This is a genomic window from Pseudomonas sp. NFX98 (assembly GCF_047784845.1).
Taxonomy (GTDB): Bacteria; Pseudomonadota; Gammaproteobacteria; order Pseudomonadales; family Pseudomonadaceae; genus Aquipseudomonas.
In genome coordinates this window covers 157,670-174,814 of the sequence record NZ_JBLNNF010000013.1, presented here as the reverse complement: position 1 = coordinate 174,814, position 17,145 = coordinate 157,670, and the positions used below count along the sequence as shown (strand labels likewise).

Annotated in this window: 17 protein-coding genes; 6 read left to right on the top strand and 11 right to left on the bottom strand. The window is 53.7% G+C overall.

Translation table 11 applies throughout. The annotated features are described in order from the left end of the window. Nucleotides 1-290 precede the first annotated feature (290 nt). From ACM110_RS18720 to ACM110_RS18705, 4 genes are all read left to right on the top strand, one after another. A complete protein-coding gene (locus tag ACM110_RS18720; protein WP_416128931.1) occupies nucleotides 291-1,031 on the top strand; it encodes a winged helix-turn-helix domain-containing protein in 741 nt (246 codons plus the stop codon). 27 nt (nucleotides 1,032-1,058) lie between these two features. Further along, the gene (locus tag ACM110_RS18715; protein WP_416128930.1) at nucleotides 1,059-1,814 is read left to right on the top strand and encodes an EAL domain-containing protein; all 756 of its coding nucleotides are present in this window, start codon (nucleotides 1,059-1,061) and stop codon (nucleotides 1,812-1,814) included. A gap of 34 nt (nucleotides 1,815-1,848) precedes the next feature. Next, nucleotides 1,849-2,535 (top strand): winged helix-turn-helix domain-containing protein, encoded by a 687-nt coding sequence (locus ACM110_RS18710; RefSeq protein WP_416128929.1) that lies wholly within the window; start codon nucleotides 1,849-1,851, stop codon nucleotides 2,533-2,535. A 346-nt stretch (nucleotides 2,536-2,881) separates the two neighbouring features. Then, nucleotides 2,882-4,276 (top strand): undecaprenyl-phosphate glucose phosphotransferase, encoded by a 1,395-nt coding sequence (locus ACM110_RS18705; RefSeq protein WP_416128928.1) that lies wholly within the window; start codon nucleotides 2,882-2,884, stop codon nucleotides 4,274-4,276. Nucleotides 4,277-4,553: 277 nt separating this feature from the next. Here the strand turns inward: ACM110_RS18705 and ACM110_RS18700 are convergent, their stop codons facing one another. The 6 genes from ACM110_RS18700 to galE form a co-directional block, all read right to left on the bottom strand. After that, nucleotides 4,554-6,632 carry a YjbH domain-containing protein gene (locus ACM110_RS18700; protein WP_416128927.1) on the bottom strand — a complete coding sequence of 693 codons (2,079 nt, stop codon included), beginning with the start codon at nucleotides 6,630-6,632 and terminating at the stop codon, nucleotides 4,554-4,556. Further along, nucleotides 6,629-7,393 carry a capsule biosynthesis GfcC family protein gene (locus ACM110_RS18695; RefSeq protein ID WP_416128926.1) on the bottom strand — a complete coding sequence of 255 codons (765 nt, stop codon included), beginning with the start codon at nucleotides 7,391-7,393 and terminating at the stop codon, nucleotides 6,629-6,631. The genes ACM110_RS18700 and ACM110_RS18695 overlap by 4 nt, the downstream gene beginning before the upstream one ends. Further along, entirely contained in the window at nucleotides 7,390-8,055 is a 666-nt protein-coding gene (locus tag ACM110_RS18690; protein ID WP_416128925.1) for a YjbF family lipoprotein, read from the bottom strand. The genes ACM110_RS18695 and ACM110_RS18690 overlap by 4 nt, the downstream gene beginning before the upstream one ends. A 14-nt stretch (nucleotides 8,056-8,069) precedes the next feature. Then, complete coding sequence (locus ACM110_RS18685; protein ID WP_416128924.1) at nucleotides 8,070-9,125, bottom strand: polysaccharide biosynthesis/export family protein; 1,056 nt, start codon at nucleotides 9,123-9,125, stop codon at nucleotides 8,070-8,072. Between the two features lie 139 nt (nucleotides 9,126-9,264). Further along, nucleotides 9,265-9,507, bottom strand: a complete 243-nt coding sequence (locus ACM110_RS18680) for a hypothetical protein (protein WP_416128923.1) — start codon at nucleotides 9,505-9,507, stop codon at nucleotides 9,265-9,267. Between the two features lie 262 nt (nucleotides 9,508-9,769). Beyond that, nucleotides 9,770-10,786 (bottom strand): UDP-glucose 4-epimerase GalE, encoded by a 1,017-nt coding sequence (gene galE / locus ACM110_RS18675; RefSeq protein WP_416128922.1) that lies wholly within the window; start codon nucleotides 10,784-10,786, stop codon nucleotides 9,770-9,772. A 318-nt stretch (nucleotides 10,787-11,104) separates the two neighbouring features. Between galE and galU the strand changes: the two genes are divergently transcribed. Together galU and ACM110_RS18665 are read left to right on the top strand one after the other, a co-directional pair. Next, nucleotides 11,105-11,938, top strand: a complete 834-nt coding sequence (gene galU / locus ACM110_RS18670; RefSeq protein ID WP_416128921.1) for a UTP--glucose-1-phosphate uridylyltransferase GalU — start codon at nucleotides 11,105-11,107, stop codon at nucleotides 11,936-11,938. A gap of 72 nt (nucleotides 11,939-12,010) precedes the next feature. Then, a complete protein-coding gene (locus ACM110_RS18665; protein WP_416128920.1) occupies nucleotides 12,011-12,439 on the top strand; it encodes a mannose-1-phosphate guanylyltransferase in 429 nt (142 codons plus the stop codon). A 4-nt stretch (nucleotides 12,440-12,443) separates the two neighbouring features. On the opposite strand, the gene ACM110_RS18660 is transcribed toward ACM110_RS18665, so the two are convergent. From ACM110_RS18660 to ACM110_RS18640, 5 genes are read right to left on the bottom strand one after another with little or no spacing between them, the layout of a single operon-like run. Next, a complete protein-coding gene (locus ACM110_RS18660) occupies nucleotides 12,444-13,586 on the bottom strand; it encodes an SGNH/GDSL hydrolase family protein (protein WP_416128919.1) in 1,143 nt (380 codons plus the stop codon). Nucleotides 13,587-13,608: 22 nt separating this feature from the next. Beyond that, nucleotides 13,609-14,646 (bottom strand): acyltransferase family protein, encoded by a 1,038-nt coding sequence (locus ACM110_RS18655; RefSeq protein WP_416128918.1) that lies wholly within the window; start codon nucleotides 14,644-14,646, stop codon nucleotides 13,609-13,611. Nucleotides 14,647-14,658: 12 nt separating this feature from the next. Continuing rightward, complete coding sequence (locus ACM110_RS18650) at nucleotides 14,659-15,762, bottom strand: hypothetical protein (protein WP_416128917.1); 1,104 nt, start codon at nucleotides 15,760-15,762, stop codon at nucleotides 14,659-14,661. Next, entirely contained in the window at nucleotides 15,762-16,982 is a 1,221-nt protein-coding gene (locus ACM110_RS18645) for a polysaccharide biosynthesis C-terminal domain-containing protein (protein ID WP_416128916.1), read from the bottom strand. Before ACM110_RS18645 ends, ACM110_RS18650 begins: the two co-directional genes overlap by 1 nt. Continuing rightward, a complete protein-coding gene (locus tag ACM110_RS18640; protein WP_338585670.1) occupies nucleotides 16,979-17,134 on the bottom strand; it encodes a hypothetical protein in 156 nt (51 codons plus the stop codon). Before ACM110_RS18640 ends, ACM110_RS18645 begins: the two co-directional genes overlap by 4 nt. Nucleotides 17,135-17,145 lie beyond the last annotated feature (11 nt).

The following is a 17,145-nucleotide window of genomic DNA, read 5'->3' as shown; positions in this document are numbered from 1 at the left end:
GAAAACAAAAAACGATACAAGCGCCAGCCACACGTACAGCCTATGGGTTCGTGAAACCGGGATATCGGGAAAAAAGATGGCATAATGCTATGCTCTCATATCGTCCGGAGTGTCTCAGATAATTGAGCGCTCCATTCCTCTGGAGAGCAAACGATCACGTCAGATTCATCAACAATGTTAGAAAAACCGTGTCGACCACTTCAAATTCCGGTGAAATGTTACCAATTGTCAGTCACAAATGAGAATCGGTGCTTTAACATCCAAACGTCAGCACCCAGCCGAGTCAAAGCATGATGCTTACAGGTAACAAAACGACCTCAAACCACAACCACGCAAGGGAGCAGACAGGGATTCTCACCATTGGGCGGACCCATATGTCAGCTGAGGATTTCCGTGAGTTAGTCGCCAGTCACGCAGGCAATGAAGTACCCGTCGATGCAACGTGCTACAGCAACTCATTCAATAGGAATATGCACCCGGAGTTGTATCGAGCGGTCTTTATCGTCGTTGACAACCCTCAGGCGTTCATTGAAAGCATTGCATTGATCGAAGGTCTGCGCGCCAACAATATGGCGTCAATAATTTTTGCAGCGATCACCGGATCAGGCACTTACAACAAGATGAAGTACTATCTTGCCGGTGCGGATTACTGCGTAAAATTCAGCAGCGCTCCTGACGATAACGTCCAGGTATTTTCCGATTTTTTTGGTAGTCAGGAATGGCAGTCAAAGGACAACCTGCTTCTCGACCCCACGCGTATGTGCCTCATCGGAGATGATAAAAAACTTGATGTATCGTTTGCAGAAATGAAAATTCTTGAAGCTTTTTCTGAAACGAAAAACCATATATTGAGCCATGACGAAATCGCCAGAGCCATGGGCCTCAATATTAATTTTTATGACCCGAGAGCCTTGGAAAAATCGATCAGCCGCCTTCGCGGCAAAATAAAAGGCATGTATGGCACCAACGCCATTCAAAGTATTCGCGGGTATGGATATCGCTTAATCAGGGGTTTGATTTCTTCCACCTGATTATTTATGCAACGGAGTTATTGCATTATGAACGCAACCGAATGCGTGCCTCGCTTCGACCGTGCAAATCAGTATTTGTCTCGGCAACTGATTCTTACACGCGATGACCGCCCATTTGGCAGCGAGATCAGAGTAAAAACCGACGACAGCCAGTTCCTGTCCACTCTTGCATCTTACGCACCAGCAACGCATCAGATGAGCAGCATCTACAGTGAAGCACTGATGCACACTCGGCTGATTGCCTTCTCATTAAAAGAGCGCAACGCCTCTAGCGAAAACAAGTATTTGAGTCGCCGATTCGTTTGTATCGAACAGTCAGCGCTCATTAATGCTGCCCTCACCGAAGAACTGATCCAGTGCAACGAGGCCCTGCGCGGATTTGGTCAGACACTGGTGGTCGCACTCAATGAGCTACCTTTTCCGGCGGTCAACTTTACCGACAAAAAGAAAATCATCCATAACGTGTATCTATTGAAAGATCACGGTATCGAAATCGCATTCGACGGTTTCAACATTCACGACGAAAGTATCGAGATCTTTACAACCCTGAATCTATTCGACTATATAAAGATCTCTGTTTCCACCTTAGACTTGAGCCTCAAACTCACGGGCAACCCGGAACTATTCAATCGACTCTACGAGCGTATGACCCTGCAGGCTCACAATACCAAAGTCAGCTTTATTGCGGACAGAGTAGAGCATGCTGCAAGCCATGTATTGGCGCGAGCCTTGCCCTTCGATTATTTCCAAGGGAGCCATTACTCCCCTGCCGACAACCTTTAAACCAATACCCAGGCGTGCAATTCAGGAGAGAGACATGGAAAGCGGTACAAACCTCCCGAGAAAATACTTTGTAGTAGTCACTCATAGTCCCGCGCTACAGTTGGAACTGGAGACGTTACTCTCCAGCAAGCGATATAACTCGTTCGGTACGTCACAAGCCAAGATGTTTGTAGAAGGCGTGGCCCCACCTTCCTCCGCCCCTAAGCTTATGGAGTTTATTTTCCCGCACGTGGACAGAATGATCTCGCCTGTTATCAAGCATGATACACAGCGCATTCTTTCGACATTCAAGTCCGAGTGGCAAGCGGCTCAACCCAGCCCTCTAATTAACAACATCACCTCTATCGCAATCGAACCCAAGGACGCCACTAGGGAATTCCCCTCCAATCTGGTCGAGCCGCGCACTCCTCTGGCTCAAACCTGGCGATTCAGTAATGGCAGTGGCGCGTTGATCAAGGATGACATAGAGATTGTCTTGACTGGCCTGGAGGCCACATTACTCAAGAAGATGCTGCACCATGATGATCGCGTGGTCAGCAAAGACGATCTTATCCGCAGTATCGGCAGAGAGCCGGAACACTATCGCGGTCTCGAAATGTGTCTGAGCCGACTTCAGGAAAAATTCAAAAGCGCCACAAATGGCGAACGTCTTTTCCGTGCAGTCAGAAATCGTGGGTATTGCCTGATACAAAAAATAGTCCGCGGAAAAAGCCTGACCTGAGCAACTAACACGGTCACAACGGCAGTGCGCTACAACAATAAAAAACGCACACCCCCAACTTTGTTACCTACCATTCCCTCCCTTAAGACACGCCCCACCCATCAAAATTATCGACCTTTTCTAACACACCCTGCCTCCCCGCAATATTGGACTTCGGCACTACCGCGTCGTTAGAAGTCGTCAGACAGTCATCGCATCGATAACTTAATCTATTGACTGACGACAGCGCCGCCCCTTGGCGTTTCAGCTCGTCAACGCATGGCCCTCTTATAAGAATAATAACGCTGCCAGATCAACTTAGCTCTTGTCTGTCGACACGCAAATGGACGTATTTTGGGGATATCGCATGGTTAACAGTCTTCGTATCAATCGAAATACCACTCTCAAAGGATTGACCTTCTGGGGACAGTGGGTAGTTGGCCAGGGCTTTGCTGTTGCCCTGTTATTTTCATTGGTTTATTACCAAACAGGAGCGGTAGAGTTTTATTATCGAGTATGCGCAACATTGACCGTACTTGCATCGGTTCCCGCTTATACATGGTGTGGTGTCTATGCCAAGAAAGACAATTACCTGGAGGGGTTGATCAGACTGTTGATGGGTTGGTCAATGACGTTGGCGGCACTGGCTATTGTCGCCTTCCTTTGTAAGGCCAATGAACTGTTTTCCCGCCAGATCATTCTGGTTTGGGCTATCGGCAGCTATGTTGGACAAGCGCTGTTGTACGTTCCTCTGCAGGGTTTTTCGAAGTACTACCAACGGTCACTTCAAAGAGAGCGTAGAACGCTGATCGTCGGAACTGGTGAGCTGGCATTGGGACTGGCCAACAAGCTTCGCACCCTCGAGCATTTCCCACTGGTTGGCCTGGTAAGCTCCGATGCCACCTCCCGATTGGCGGCGAGTGCACCACCTATCGTAGGCCCGCAAGAGGAATTGTTGGCGCTGATCAAAACCCATGACATTCGACGCCTGTACATCACACTGCCCTTGAGTGAAGCGGTACAAATCGAAGCCATGTATGGCGATTTGCTGGATGCCCACGTAGATGTGGTGTGGGTCCCGGACTTGAACAGCCTGACCCTGCTCAATCACTCGGTCAGCGATGTGGACGGTCTTCCGGCAATCCATCTGAATGAAAGCCCGCTGACCAGCCAACCCACCGCCGCACTGAGTAAAAGCCTGCTCGATAAATGCGTGGCGTTGATGGCAATTGTCGTTCTAAGCCCACTACTGCTGGCCATCGGTCTGGCCGTCAAGCTCACCTCTCACGGTCCGGTGTTTTTCAAACAGGATCGGCATGGCTGGAACGGCAAGGTTATCCAGGTCTGGAAGTTCCGTTCGATGCGCGTTCACGACGATGCGGAAGTCAAACAGGCCAGTCGAAATGACTCACGGATAACAGCCGTCGGGCGCTTTATCCGTCGAACCTCAATCGATGAATTGCCGCAACTGTTCAATGTGTTGCAAGGCCATATGGCACTTGTCGGGCCACGTCCGCACGCCATTGCGCATAATGACTTCTACTCCGGCAAGATCCTCGCCTACATGGCCCGCCACCGAATCAAACCGGGTATCACCGGGCTGGCTCAAATCAACGGTTGCCGCGGCGAAACCGACACCATCGACAAGATGCAGAAACGCGTCGAGATCGACCTCAAGTACATCAACAACTGGTCATTGTGGCTGGATCTGAAAATCCTGGTAAAGACACCCTTCACCTTACTGTCTAAAGACATCTACTGATGGCTGGATAGTCAGAAGCAGGCAAACATCAAGGGGACGCAAGTCCCCTTTTTCGTGGGCAAGATTCGGGTTCTGCCCCTCATCAACCTGCCACGTCAAAGCACCCCGGAGCTCATTTCAGCTCCGGGCGCGGTCGGTCGAGGGGTGTTCCAAGGGGTGGGAATCGCAACGAACGCTGCGATGTTTGCTGCTCACGGTACAACCACCTTACACACGTTCGCTTGCGGTAGAACGTGAAGCGATCTACAGCGCTTGTCGCCCTGTAGATCGCCTGTGGTCACTCCGTGATTTTCTCGAAGTTACGATAGAACAGATCACTGTCACGGCTGTCGGTCATCGCCTGCAACGAGTAACTGCGATTGAGTCTCGCACCACCATCCCGGGTCAATGGCGACCAAACGATGTTGGCGCGGCGCATGGTCGACATGCTCATCATCTCGTCGAACGGAATGGACATGTAAATACCCTTGTCGAAACTGCCTTCGCCGTACTCCGCACTGGTCGCGGTGGTCAGTGTGACCCAGGCGCCAAACCGCACGCCATTGGCGAATTCCCGTGACAGGTCGACCGTGCCCCCCCAGTCCCGCGCCAGGTAACGTCCGACGCTAACAGCCGCTTGGGTATCGAAAGGCAAGTCGGTATAACCTGTGACGTGGCCGGTAACGGTCGAGTAGTCACGCAGGCCGAAACCCTGGTCAAAATTGCGTTGGCGAACAAAGTTCAGGTCCGCACCGACAGACCACCGCTGCCCCGCCGGACGGAACAACACTTCGCCACCGACGCCGGCAAACATCGATTCCAGATAACCGCCGTAAACCATCCCATACAAATCCTTGTCCAGCTGTTTGGCATGGTTTAACTGGAAGGTGGGCATGGTCACGTCGGACGTCGTCAGATACTCGCGCAGGTCAGTGCGCACTCGCGGCAAACCACTGGGTGCGTCGTAGGTAAAGTGGTCGTAGTTGTTCACCAGATTGACACTGAGCAGGCCGCTCCACCAGGTATTGCGCGTGAAGCGATACTCGGCATCCGCATCGGCAGTCAATTGATAGAGCAACCCGTCAGGACCACCGATGTTCTGCTTGTAGCCCAACCCGATGCCATAGTTGAACGGATCGCGCGCCTGCGTGTATAGCGTCGTTTCCGTGTGCGGCATCGCGGCATTGACCTCCGTCGTGCGGTGCAGACTTTGCAGTGGTTCCTCATTGTTGACCACTTCGCGAAACGTCTCGCGCGGCACGCTGGTTTCTTCCAAAGGCATGTCGTAGCGCTTGTTCACCAAAGTGAACCAGTCGATGTCGTCGTTGACGCTGTTGTCCAGAATCCGGCTGGCGCGACCGACGGCTTTTGCCGAGTGGAAATAATTCGTCTGCTCGCCGTATACAAACAACTCCGGGCCACGCTGGGTAATGCGCTCGACGTTGTAGCCGGCATTTTTCTGCAAGCGATGGGACACATCGGCCCAGTTGACCTGGTCCGGCGCGGTAGCGGGAGCCTGTGCGGGAAGCCGTTCTGCCGGTGGGTCATAGGTCTTGGCCGGCGCCTTGCGGCTGACGAAGTTGGTGTGCAACGTGATGCCGAACATCGCGGTGTTGCCGCGCTCCCAACCTGCGCTGAGGTCCACCGAATCAGTCAGCTTGAAAACCGCGCCGATGTTGATCGGCGAGTCCTGCTTGATCTGATTGTCCTTTGGCTCATTCTTGTAATCGTTGCCTTCATATTCGAGTTTGAGGCTGAGCGGGTCCCACGGAGTCTGGTAGCTCACGCCGCCAAACAGTGAAGGTCGCCCGCGGAAATAGGCATTGGTATTGACGTCACCGGTTCCGTCGCTGTCTGGCCGGGTCTTGAACCGATCGTCGACCCAACCGGCCGGGTTATCGAAATCGCCCCGGTTGCCCAGGTAACCCCAAGCCACGCCGGCGCTGAAATCGAAGTCGTCATAACGTTTGTTGGCAACCAGGAATTCGCTGGAGAACAGACCGGTCCCGCCCACGTCGCGGAAACCCAACGCCAGCTCGGGAGCCCAGTGGCTTTCTTGCCACAGGCGTACCTTGACGTCCACGGCCTTGTCTTTATAGCTCTGGTCGCCACTGAGCGACTCGGGGCCGTACTTGCGATTGGTGATCGCGGTGTAACGGAACGAGCCTTCGAGCCAATCGAAAGGCTGCAGAGAAATGCTGTAGCGACTGTACGGGTCTGTGCGACTGGCATTCACGCTCAACTCGCCCGCAGGGGCCATGCGCGCCGTCGGCGTCTGCAACAGGCCCACTCCGCCGAAATCATTTTGAGTGAAGCGTGGCTCGGCATGCGCCAGACCACAGGGCAATAACAACACGGCTGCAAAACGTAAACTCAAGGAACCACCTCAGCCAGTTGTGTGGCAAGAAATTCAGCCAACTGCTGATTCAGTTCAGGTATGGGCGGATTTAGATCATCGGTTCTGACGGGAACCAGGATTTTGCTGCCGGCGGCAGGTACCTGACCGCTCTCGCGATTCCAAGGAGCAATGCCGACACGTCGGGTGACGCCATCGGGCTGAATGAGCCAGAGGTAATCGGTATCCGCGTCAGCCAGCGGTGGACACGACTGCAGGTATTCCCGCGCCTGTTGCATCGCGCGATGTTCGAGCCGGCACGGTTCTGCCACTGCGCCCAATACCTCGACCACACTGGGTCGCGACGGATAGATCAGGCTGTCGCCGTCATCGAGGCGGAAGTTGCGCGCGAACCCGACCTCGATTGCGACCGGGTCGAGAATGGCAACCTGGCGTCCCGTGACCGGCATGCGGCTGACTTGCTCGTACATCCGCAACGCCAATGCAGACCGTTGGGTTTGTTCGAAGAGCAAAGCGGTTCGTTGCAGTACCTTCAAATCGAACAGGACACCGGCCTTGAGCCGAGTCTGCTCGTCGAGCAATGGCCGGCGTAACCAGGCGGCGGCCAGCCAGTAGCTTTCAGGATTGGGTTGCGCGGAACGGATCACGTCCAGTACGCGCGCCCCGGATGGCAAGTCGACGGCCCCGGGGTTGCGCACATCACCACTGACGGAAACCGCTGCCGCACTCACACTGCTGCTGATCAACAGCAGGCTCGTCCATAACACGGCGGAAAACTTCAACGGACGACCTCACGCTCAGCGGTTAACCGAACGATCTTCACCCGCAGTTGCTTCGTCAGCTGTTGCTCACTCTGCAGGATGAAACCGTTGTCCGGATTGACCCAGTAATGATTGGTCGCGTGCAGGCCAATAGCCGGTGCATCAATATGCTCATCGACACGCAGCAAAGCGTATTCCTTGTCCAGAATCCTGATGGTTTCCATGGGCTGGCGCGTAAAGCGGCTGTTCAACACCACACCCGTTTCGTAGCCTTGATAAAGATCGATAAAGCGCTGGCTGCTGTAGCCATCGGGCAACCGGTGGAGCCCTTGCTTGAAGGGTGAAACGGCGGCAAAACGAGTGCCGTCCAGCTCGCCGCCCAAGCCAAGGCCGACGCTGCGAACCGCAAGCCCGTCGCGCAGCAACAGCACTTGCTTGCCGGAAGCGACCCAGTACTGCAAATCGCCTCTCTGGCGCACCATTGCCAACACACCTTCGCCGGAAGGGGTGCTCAACTTGATCTGGGGATACCGGATCGCAGCCACCTGGTCCGGTGTCACGTCCAGTTCGTCGGGCCCGCTGACCGCCCCTTTCAGGTTGGTCATCGTGGCCGTCATCAGGGGATTGCATCCACACAACAGCAACGCCGCCATCAAGCAGACGCTAACATTCAACGTTCTCACAGTTGGACCAGACCTTATCGGTTGTTGGCTTCGCTCATGTTGTTTTGCGCGGCTGCGCCAATGCCGAGAATCGAAGCCGATGGCACCAATTGACTGATGAAGCGATTCCAGCGAGTGACGTTGGCAGGTCCAACGTAAACAATGTCCTTGGGATGAACATCGAAGTGCGTGGCGAGGGCCATCGCGGAAGGAGATTCAGCTTGCAGCTGAAAGATTTTCGCCGGTTCGACATCGAGGTTTTCCACACCCCTGATGACATACACCGCGTTGCCGTTCGAAGTGGTCTGATTCAGTCCGCCCACCGAGCCGATGACGTCGGACAAATTCATGGTCCGGGTCTTGAACGTCAACGCACGCGGCTGGTTGACCTCCCCCATCACATAAATCTTTTTGTTGTCGTTGTACGGCAGGTACAACTGGTCACCACCCCGGAGGTATACCTTCTGCAACTCGGAGTCCGGTTGGTTGAGCGCGTCGAGATCGAGCGTATAGACCCGCCCGTTGCGCGTTAACAGCAACCCGGACAGATCGGCGTTGAGCGGGTCAATGCCGGCGGAACCCAAGGCTTCGACCACAGTAAGTGAATTGGTGGAAATGGGCTGCGGACCGGCCTTCAATACCGCACCCGACACCACGACTTTCTGGCTGGCGAAGCGCAGCACCGCAACATCCACTTGTGGGTCGGAAATGAACGTCGACAACCTTCCGGCGATATCGGAGCGCAGTTGCTGGATGGTCTTGCCGGCGGCCTGGATTTCTTTGATATACGGGTAATACAACGTGCCATCGGAACGCACCAGGCGGCCGTTCGCATCAATCTGTTGCTGCGCTCCGGAAGGGGCCGTCAGCTCCGGGTGATCCCATACCGTGATGTACAACACATCATTGTTACCGATGAGGTACTCGCCGGGAGCCTTCAGCAGTTCCGCAGGCAATGACTCACGCAGGGGTGTGGCTCTTTCCATCGCGATGAGTTTTGGAGTAATCGGAATCAGTTCGACCCGACTGCTTTCACTGGAGCCCTCACGAGTAATATCACTGGTGCTCAAATGTTGACCTGGAGAAAACATGCAACCTTGCAAAGCAATACTTGCCAGCATTAAAAAAGGAAAACTGCGATTCATAATGGCACTACGCTAGTCAAGGGCAAACCAAAACAAGATCACCCGGCTTTGACCGGGCAACCTTGTATTAAACCTGCGGGATTTATCAGTTACTGGTACCGGTGGTCCCTGTAGTGCCAGTGGTTCCGGTAGTTCCGGTGCCACCATTGGAACTTCCGCCACTGTTGGATGCTGCAACTGCGGCCGCAACCAACGCTGTACCCGCCAGGACGGCCTCCGTGGCAGTCACGCTACCCACCACTGCAGTATCCGTCGTAAGCGGTTCTTCTGCGGCGATTGTCCAGCTGCTGATCATGGACAATAAGGCTATTACCATCATTCTTTTCATATCAAATTCCTCCCTGGTGCTCGATTCTTTGGATTGATACCAGGTGCTCAGTTAATTGCAGAACATGAACAAGCCGCAGGGTGTCGAATCGAATCCGTTATTCGTCGCCAACACCGCATGACTGACACACGTCGAACGGCAGTGTTTATATCTACGGACTTGTCCAACGCATGACCAGTCAATTTTCCCGACGTTCTTTAACATCGCCTTCGGATATAACAATTGAGGCGAAAACTACGTGTGAATCGCTGCTGACGAAGTCTTAGCCCTGGTATCCCGCCGGGTGACTCGACTGCCAACGCCAGGTATCGATCATCATCTGCTGCAGATCCCGCGAAGCCTTCCAGCCCAACTCCTGCGCAGCCTTGGATGGATCGGCCCAACACTCCGCAATATCGCCCGAGCGACGCGGCATCAAGCGATAAGGCACCGGGCGACCCGACGCCTGTTCAAACGCCCGCAGCACCTGCAAAACGCTGTAACCATCTCCCGTGCCCAGATTCCAGGTATTTATGCCGGTACGCCCGGAGATCGCCTGCAACGCTTTGAGATGTCCGTCGGCCAAGTCCACAACATGGATGTAGTCGCGCACGCCGGTGCCATCGGCCGTGGGGTAATCGTCACCAAAAATCGACAGTTCTTGCAGGCTGCCGACGGCCACCTGGCTGATATAAGGCACCAGGTTGTTTGGAATGCCGCGGGGATCCTCCCCCATCAGCCCGCTGGGATGAGCCCCGATCGGGTTGAAATAGCGCAGCAGCGCAATGCTCCAGCGCGGTTCCGCAGCACACAGGTCCTGCAAGACGTTTTCAATGATCAGCTTGGATTGCCCATAAGGATTGGTGGGCGTACCCGTAGGGAAGTCTTCACGGATTGGCATCTGCTCAGGCGCGCCGTATACGGTCGCTGATGAACTGAACACCAGTCGAAAGACTCCAGCCGCAGCCATCGCCTGGCACAACGTAATGCTCCCGCTGACATTGGCCTGGTAATACTCGAGCGGCTTGCGCACGCTTTCGCCAACGGCCTTGAGTCCGGCGAAATGCAGCACGGCATCAATGGCATGCTCCTGAAAAATCCGGTCCAGCAATGCTCGGTCACAGACATCGCCATGGATCATCAGCGCGGTTTTCCCGCAGATGGCCTCCACCGCATGCAATGAGGCGTCCGAACTGTTGCTGAGGTTATCCAGCACAACCACTTCATAACCTGCTTCAAGCAGTGCAAGCGTTGTGTGCGAACCGATATAACCGGTTCCACCCGTTACCAGAATTTTCATAGAGTGGTCCATACAAGGTATTTGGAGTGTTAAATAACGTGTATCAGACGCCTTACTTAAACTTACAATCAGCGCGCCGAAACTTTGCACTTATTAACACTTTACCCAACACCAAACTACGAACAGACACCGACCAAAACTAACCAATCAATATAGATCCAGACAACTCATAACATTCACCCCCATTAGCACAACCAGCAATTGCGACCACACAAACATTTAATGTATTAAAGCACAAGCACTGTAATACCCGACATTCACAACCACTGTCCCCAGCGACTATTCGTGACTGTGAATAATAACTTTCAGGATATATCCATGATTCGTAAATGTTTGTTCCCTGCCGCTGGCTACGGCACGCGTTTCCTGCCGGCGACAAAAGCCATGCCCAAGGAAATGCTGCCGATCGTCAACAAACCCTTGATTCAATATGGCGTTGAAGAGGCACGGGACGCCGGCCTCCAGCATATGGCGATCGTTACCGGTCGGGGCAAGCGTGCACTGGAAGATCATTTCGATATCAGTTATGAGCTGGAGCATCAGATTCGCGGTACCGAGAAGGAAAAATTTCTCGCCAGCACCCGGGAGCTGATCGAAACCTGCACGTTTGCCTACACCCGCCAGGTCGAAATGAAAGGCCTGGGGCATGCCATTCTCAGTGGCCGTCCCTTGATCGGTGACGAACCGTTTGCCGTGGTACTGGCCGACGACCTGTGCCTGAACCTGCAAGGCGACGGCGTGCTGGCGCAGATGATCCAGCTCTACAAAAAATTCCGCTGCTCGATCGTGGCCATCCAGGAAGTCCCCCGAGATCAGACGCACAAGTACGGCGTAATAGCCGGCGACATGATTTCCGAAGGCATCTACCGGGTCAACAACATGGTTGAAAAACCTGCTCCCGAAGACGCACCGTCCAACATGGCGATCATCGGGCGATACATTCTGACCCCCGACATCTTTGATCTGATCGCAGACACGCAACCCGGCAAGGGTGGAGAAATCCAGATCACCGATGCGCTCCTGAAGCAGGCAAAAAACGGCTGCGTGCTGGCCTACAAATTCAATGGCCTGCGCTTTGATTGCGGTAGCGCTGAAGGCTACATCGACGCGACCAACTTTTGTTATGAACAGCTGTATCTCAAGGGCCTTTAACCTAAACGGTGCAACGCACTCCCCGCTCCCGCTCCGGAGCCTCCGTCCAATTCTTTCATCCAGGCCACCACTATGAACACAGTCAAAAGCTCGGTAGAGATAGAACTGAAAGCGAACAACTTCGGAGCGATGGCGTGGCGGTCAAAAAGTCCGTCGCTCTCCTGCGAAGCGGCCGATAGCGCAGGCACAACCCTGCTGGTAGAACGCATCGGGGTGTTTCCTTCATCGGGCGACATCCATTGCCGGATCAACCACCCGCGACTGCTTCTGGCCTACCTGAAAAACCTGTACGCCGATCAATCCCTGGATGTGGACGAACGTGACGGCCTCAAAGTGATCTTCAATGATTGGCGATTCCGGGTGCTCCTTCCGCACAGCGGCGCGGCGATCGTCATTAATGTCGAGACACGCCGTGATCCGGATCTGATGCCGCTGAAAACTGCGGAATTGCTGAACCATTTGCAACACTTCGAGAACGGCATGACGCTGCTTCGACGGTGAATAATCACTGGATCGCTGCAGGGCAACCGTCCTTGGTCTCGCCCACAATCAAACCATAGAAAAAATCCGCGATAAGCCGACCGCCCGTTCCCGGGACGGGATGGATTTTATCGGGGCGGATCATTGGTGTCGGCCCATCGCTGGCATAGCGCTTGAAGTCAGGGCCGAACGCACATTGCAGATTCCAGTACCCGATGCTCTGCGAGCGTGCCCAGGGTTCAAGTTTGCGAGCATAGTCCGACATCGGATAGGCGCTGGATCGAGTCGTGTCCTGACGCAGGATGACATTGATGCTGGCCGCCGGATGAACCTCGCGAATCATCCGCACCAACCCTTTCATGTTCTCCAGATAGTCCTCGGGCCTCACCCCGAACCCCTGATCATTGCCACCCAACATAATCAGGTAAACGTCCGCGGGAATCTTTGAAACTGCCGTTTTCCACTGGGTCTGCCATTGACTGTCACGCTGAAAAAAATCGGCGGAAGCAGCGCCGGACGCGGCGAGCTTGGAGACCCTGACGCCGCCCCCATCGCTGGCCATCCACAAGCCGAACAACGTGGGCGCACCTTTTACGACCTCGAATCTCAATGCCCAATCAGTGCTGGCCGGCACGTCGCTCAGGTCCACCGCTTGAACGCCAGAACCGGTAAGCGCCAACGCATGCCATGTACCTGACGCGACCCACCGATACCGCAGCTCATTGACCTCTCCATTGCCCAGGTAAAGCAATCTGGCCTGGGCGACGGACGTGTTGATGGCAGGCGTTGCGCTGGCGTCGACCTCAAGATAGGCCCCCGCTTTGCCGGTAAGGGTGCGACTGTCCGGGCTCGCTTGCCCGAGCGCGGAAACGGTCCAATCTCCCCCGAAGTACTTTTCACTGCTGCGGGTGTATTTGTAGTTGGTACTGCCCAGTGCCGCACCGTGGTTGAAACCAATGTAGCCAGGCCCGGCGAAGCCGAAATTTTTCGCCAACCGCTGAGTGAGCCGATTGAGATAAAAATCCTGGCCGGCGCTGTAGCTGTCGCCGATCACCGAAATCGCCAACACCTGGCCTTTGTGTTCATCCCATTGTGCGAGCCGTTGGCGTGCACTTTTGACTTCGATCACCGGAACCGGAGCGGGACGTACCTCATCGACAGACACCATGGGTTCCCCCGCCAGTGGCAACTCAGGATTGAGAGGCCTTCAACATCGGTTGTGCGATGGGTTTGCGAACGGCACGCTCGCCCAAAAACAAGACAGACGTCACCGTGAAGCGGCTGAAAACATTCGCCAGCACTACCGGCCCCAACAATCCGCATAACAGCCCGCCAACGACCAGGACACTTTGATCCGTAACCCCCAGTCGGCCCAAGGCAAACCGCCACGTGACGGCAAACAGTACGTGGAAAAGGAATATTGCGTAGGAATACGCCCCAAGCCAGATCAGAAATCTTGAGCGCATGTCACTCGACAACAATGCGATGCACGACACACAACCGACGATCAATCCGACGAGGCTTCTGCGATCGACAATGAGTTCGCGATCCACCGTAGCGATGTAGAGCAAGGCAATCGAGATCACGATGAACACGACAGGCCCGATCACTCCAAGCGATCGTTTCAATGCGCCAACGTTCTCCTGGCAAATCATCCCCGTGACAAAGAAAGGCAGCAGATAGATGGCCCCATTGATGCCAAACGCATCGACGGGGAATTCCGGCAGTAAAAACACAACCGCTGAAAACAAAAACAGCAGATACAGGTGCAGGGGGGTGCGCAACAGACCGCGCCACTGAAGAAGGCCGACAAACATGAAAATGATGAAAACAGCCTGCAAAAACCAGAAATGGTTGACCGGCACATAAAACGACAACAAGGCATCGATCAAACTCAGATCCTTGTTAACGCCCGGCGCGAAGGCCTGCAGCACCGAAAAGGGAATGCCGACAAAAAACAGCGGCACGATCAACCTTCTTACCTTGCCGACACAGTAAGCCGAAAAGTCATTGCCCCTGATTTTGTAAATGGAATAGATATAGCCGGATATAAAGGTGAACAACGGCATCCTGACGTACACCATCGAGTCGGCCATGACTCGATAAGGCGAGCCCAGGTCGATTTTCAATCCACCGCCCAGTGGTCCTATCACGTGGTAGAGCACCAGCAGCAGACATGCCAGACCTCTGAGCGTTTCTATTTCCAACGACTTGTTCTTGCTTTGCATAGACCACAAACCTCAGTTCAAGACACGTGATTCAACCAACTCAGGTTTTTTTGAGCGCAGCTGTAACCCCAGCCCTACAAACAGAACCGGCACCACCATGGAGAAATGTCGGGCAAACGAGCCGAAGTCGGGCTCGAACAAACCCTGGACCATCAAAAAGGACAGCGGGATAGCGACAAGCTCTTTGACTTTGTGCTCGATGATTGCGCCCTTGTAGTAACTCGACGTCATCATTTTGAACATCAGCAAAGAGGTCATTATCATCAAGACCACAAAGATGATCTGCCCCAAGCCGGAAAGAAGAATCAACTCAGCAGGGAAAGACAACCTGAAAAATATGCTCATCGAATCCACGGCCTGCGAAACGAAATCACCGCCGTTGATCCAAGAGATGATCAGTGACCTTGAGCCCTCCTCGCCCAACGTGCGCTCTTCATTGCTATTGGCTCGAATGGACGAAACCGAATAGCCAGCCACTAACTGGATCGCCGTCGCAATCGCCAGATAGAACATGAACAACATCAGGAAAAAGCTGAAACGCGACACATGCTTTTTAATGACGCACACGCCGACCCAGACCAGTGAAAACAATATCCAATAGGGTCGAACCAATACGCCATAAAACAGCGCCGAAAGAAAAAAGCCCGCTCTGTACCCTTTCGAAAATGAAGACAGCAGGATCGTAATCATCGCCACCGAGACAATGATTTCCTTGGTCAGGTTATCGAGAAAAAACGACCTGACCACGCCCCACAGGCACAAGGTCAGAAAAATCGTCAGCGGTATTCTTCTGAAGATGAAAATCGGGATAGACGTGAGAAAAAAATTGCACAGCATCCCGTAAGCCCATGCATTGTCCAGGTTGATGCCGGTGGGACGCAGCACGTAAGCGGTGCAATCGTAGGAAGACCGGTCTGGCGAAAAGGGATTCCAGAAATTGCAGTAGTCTGCACGAGCGTATGAACCCCACAGTGTCATTGCATCCGGGCCGGGCTCTCGGTGAACCAGCAGCGGCATTGCCACGGACAGAAAAAGACCACATGCCAAAATCAGGAATGAAAGCGACGAATCCAGTTTTCTTCCGCGAAACTCTATGGATGGCAGAGATAAAGCCATTACAAGGCCCCCTTCGCCCGGGCGGACCTGGCCAGCAAAGCAATAACAACGAGCTGCACCACAATCGAGAAAACATTCCCCCAGGCGGCCCCATAAATTGAATAATGTTTAATCAGGACATAGCTGACAGGCATTGAAATCATCAGGCATATCACCGCACTTGCCAGTGATACCCGATTGTTCTTCGAGGCGATAAGACCTCCCCAGACAATGTCACCGACTGCTCGAAGGGCAAACGAGAAAATCAGAATGCTTAAAATCCCGTTATCCGGCCGCGGTACCGCTACGTCCACATAATCGAGCACGACATTGAAGAAGGTATAAATCAGCACCGCGACCGCAAAGGAAACTACCAGGGATCGCAACACCCATTGATTGAAAAATAGCTCCCGGACTGTCAGTGCCTGTTGGTGATTCTTGTAACGCTTGGCGAGAACGGGAATGCCAATGACGGCAACCACTGCAAACGACAGCGCTTGCAAGGTGTTAGCCGCGGACCAGGAATACACATACTTGCCAAGGCTGTCGTAGGGCTCAAGCTTCACAATGAGAAAACGCTCGGCGAACTGACACAATGCGATCAAACCGTCACCCAGATAAAAAGGCAGCCCGGCTCTCCAGACAGAAGCCGTGTTAACGACCCTGACTTCCCGCCCCTTATGCACGTCAACCACAATAAAGTACCCGGCCACCATCACCAGAAGGTTGCTGATCACCCACAACCAAAGAACACTGGCGACGCTGGACACCACGCCAGTCATCAGCCCTCCAACAGCGATGAGCGCCCAGAGCCCGGTTTTTATGAAGAACAGCAACGCTCCCCAGTTGGTTTTTTGTGCCGAAAAAACAAACGAGTTCAATTCGAAGGACAGATGCTCCGTAATCAGGAGCAACATGACGCAGGCGATCAATCCAGCACTCGCCTCTACATCGCTGAAGTGTGAGTAAAGTGCGACCGTCACCATCGAAAACAACAAGCCTACGGCCAGGTACAAGGACAATACTTTATCAACGACGACCCGGGAGCTACCCCCGATACTGATCAGCCGATTGATTTCAGAGCTAAACCCGACGCTATAAAACTTTGAGGCCAATATAGGGGCGACCATCACAACGCCGTAGAAGCCCAACGCCTCATAACCCAAATAATGAGTGATGGCCAACACCAGTAAAAACTTTGCGCCTAGTGCAGTTCCTCTTAACAACAATCGAAATATCATCGAACAACCCCTTTGATGATATTTTCATTCGACAGAAAAATGTGATCGAAGGCAGCACCAAAATTGCGCAGCACCGTGTCTATTGCCAAATCCACGAGTAGACCATCCCCCGAGTCGGCCGCACTGTAGCCATGCACAATAGTTACGTTCATATCGGAGCTTC

Coding starts and splice junctions, on each gene's coding strand:
- ACM110_RS18720 (WP_416128931.1), top strand. CDS start 291: ATGATGCTTACAGGTAACAAAACGACCTCAAACCACAACCACGCAAGG.
- ACM110_RS18715 (WP_416128930.1), top strand. CDS start 1,059: ATGAACGCAACCGAATGCGTGCCTCGCTTCGACCGTGCAAATCAGTAT.
- ACM110_RS18710 (WP_416128929.1), top strand. CDS start 1,849: ATGGAAAGCGGTACAAACCTCCCGAGAAAATACTTTGTAGTAGTCACT.
- ACM110_RS18705 (WP_416128928.1), top strand. CDS start 2,882: ATGGTTAACAGTCTTCGTATCAATCGAAATACCACTCTCAAAGGATTG.
- ACM110_RS18685 (WP_416128924.1), bottom strand. CDS start 9,125: ATGTTTTCTCCAGGTCAACATTTGAGCACCAGTGATATTACTCGTGAG.
- ACM110_RS18680 (WP_416128923.1), bottom strand. CDS start 9,507: ATGAAAAGAATGATGGTAATAGCCTTATTGTCCATGATCAGCAGCTGG.
- galE (WP_416128922.1), bottom strand. CDS start 10,786: ATGAAAATTCTGGTAACGGGTGGAACCGGTTATATCGGTTCGCACACA.
- galU (WP_416128921.1), top strand. CDS start 11,105: ATGATTCGTAAATGTTTGTTCCCTGCCGCTGGCTACGGCACGCGTTTC.
- ACM110_RS18665 (WP_416128920.1), top strand. CDS start 12,011: ATGAACACAGTCAAAAGCTCGGTAGAGATAGAACTGAAAGCGAACAAC.
- ACM110_RS18660 (WP_416128919.1), bottom strand. CDS start 13,586: ATGGTGTCTGTCGATGAGGTACGTCCCGCTCCGGTTCCGGTGATCGAA.
- ACM110_RS18655 (WP_416128918.1), bottom strand. CDS start 14,646: ATGCAAAGCAAGAACAAGTCGTTGGAAATAGAAACGCTCAGAGGTCTG.
- ACM110_RS18650 (WP_416128917.1), bottom strand. CDS start 15,762: ATGGCTTTATCTCTGCCATCCATAGAGTTTCGCGGAAGAAAACTGGAT.
- ACM110_RS18645 (WP_416128916.1), bottom strand. CDS start 16,982: ATGATATTTCGATTGTTGTTAAGAGGAACTGCACTAGGCGCAAAGTTT.
- ACM110_RS18640 (WP_338585670.1), bottom strand. CDS start 17,134: ATGAACGTAACTATTGTGCATGGCTACAGTGCGGCCGACTCGGGGGAT.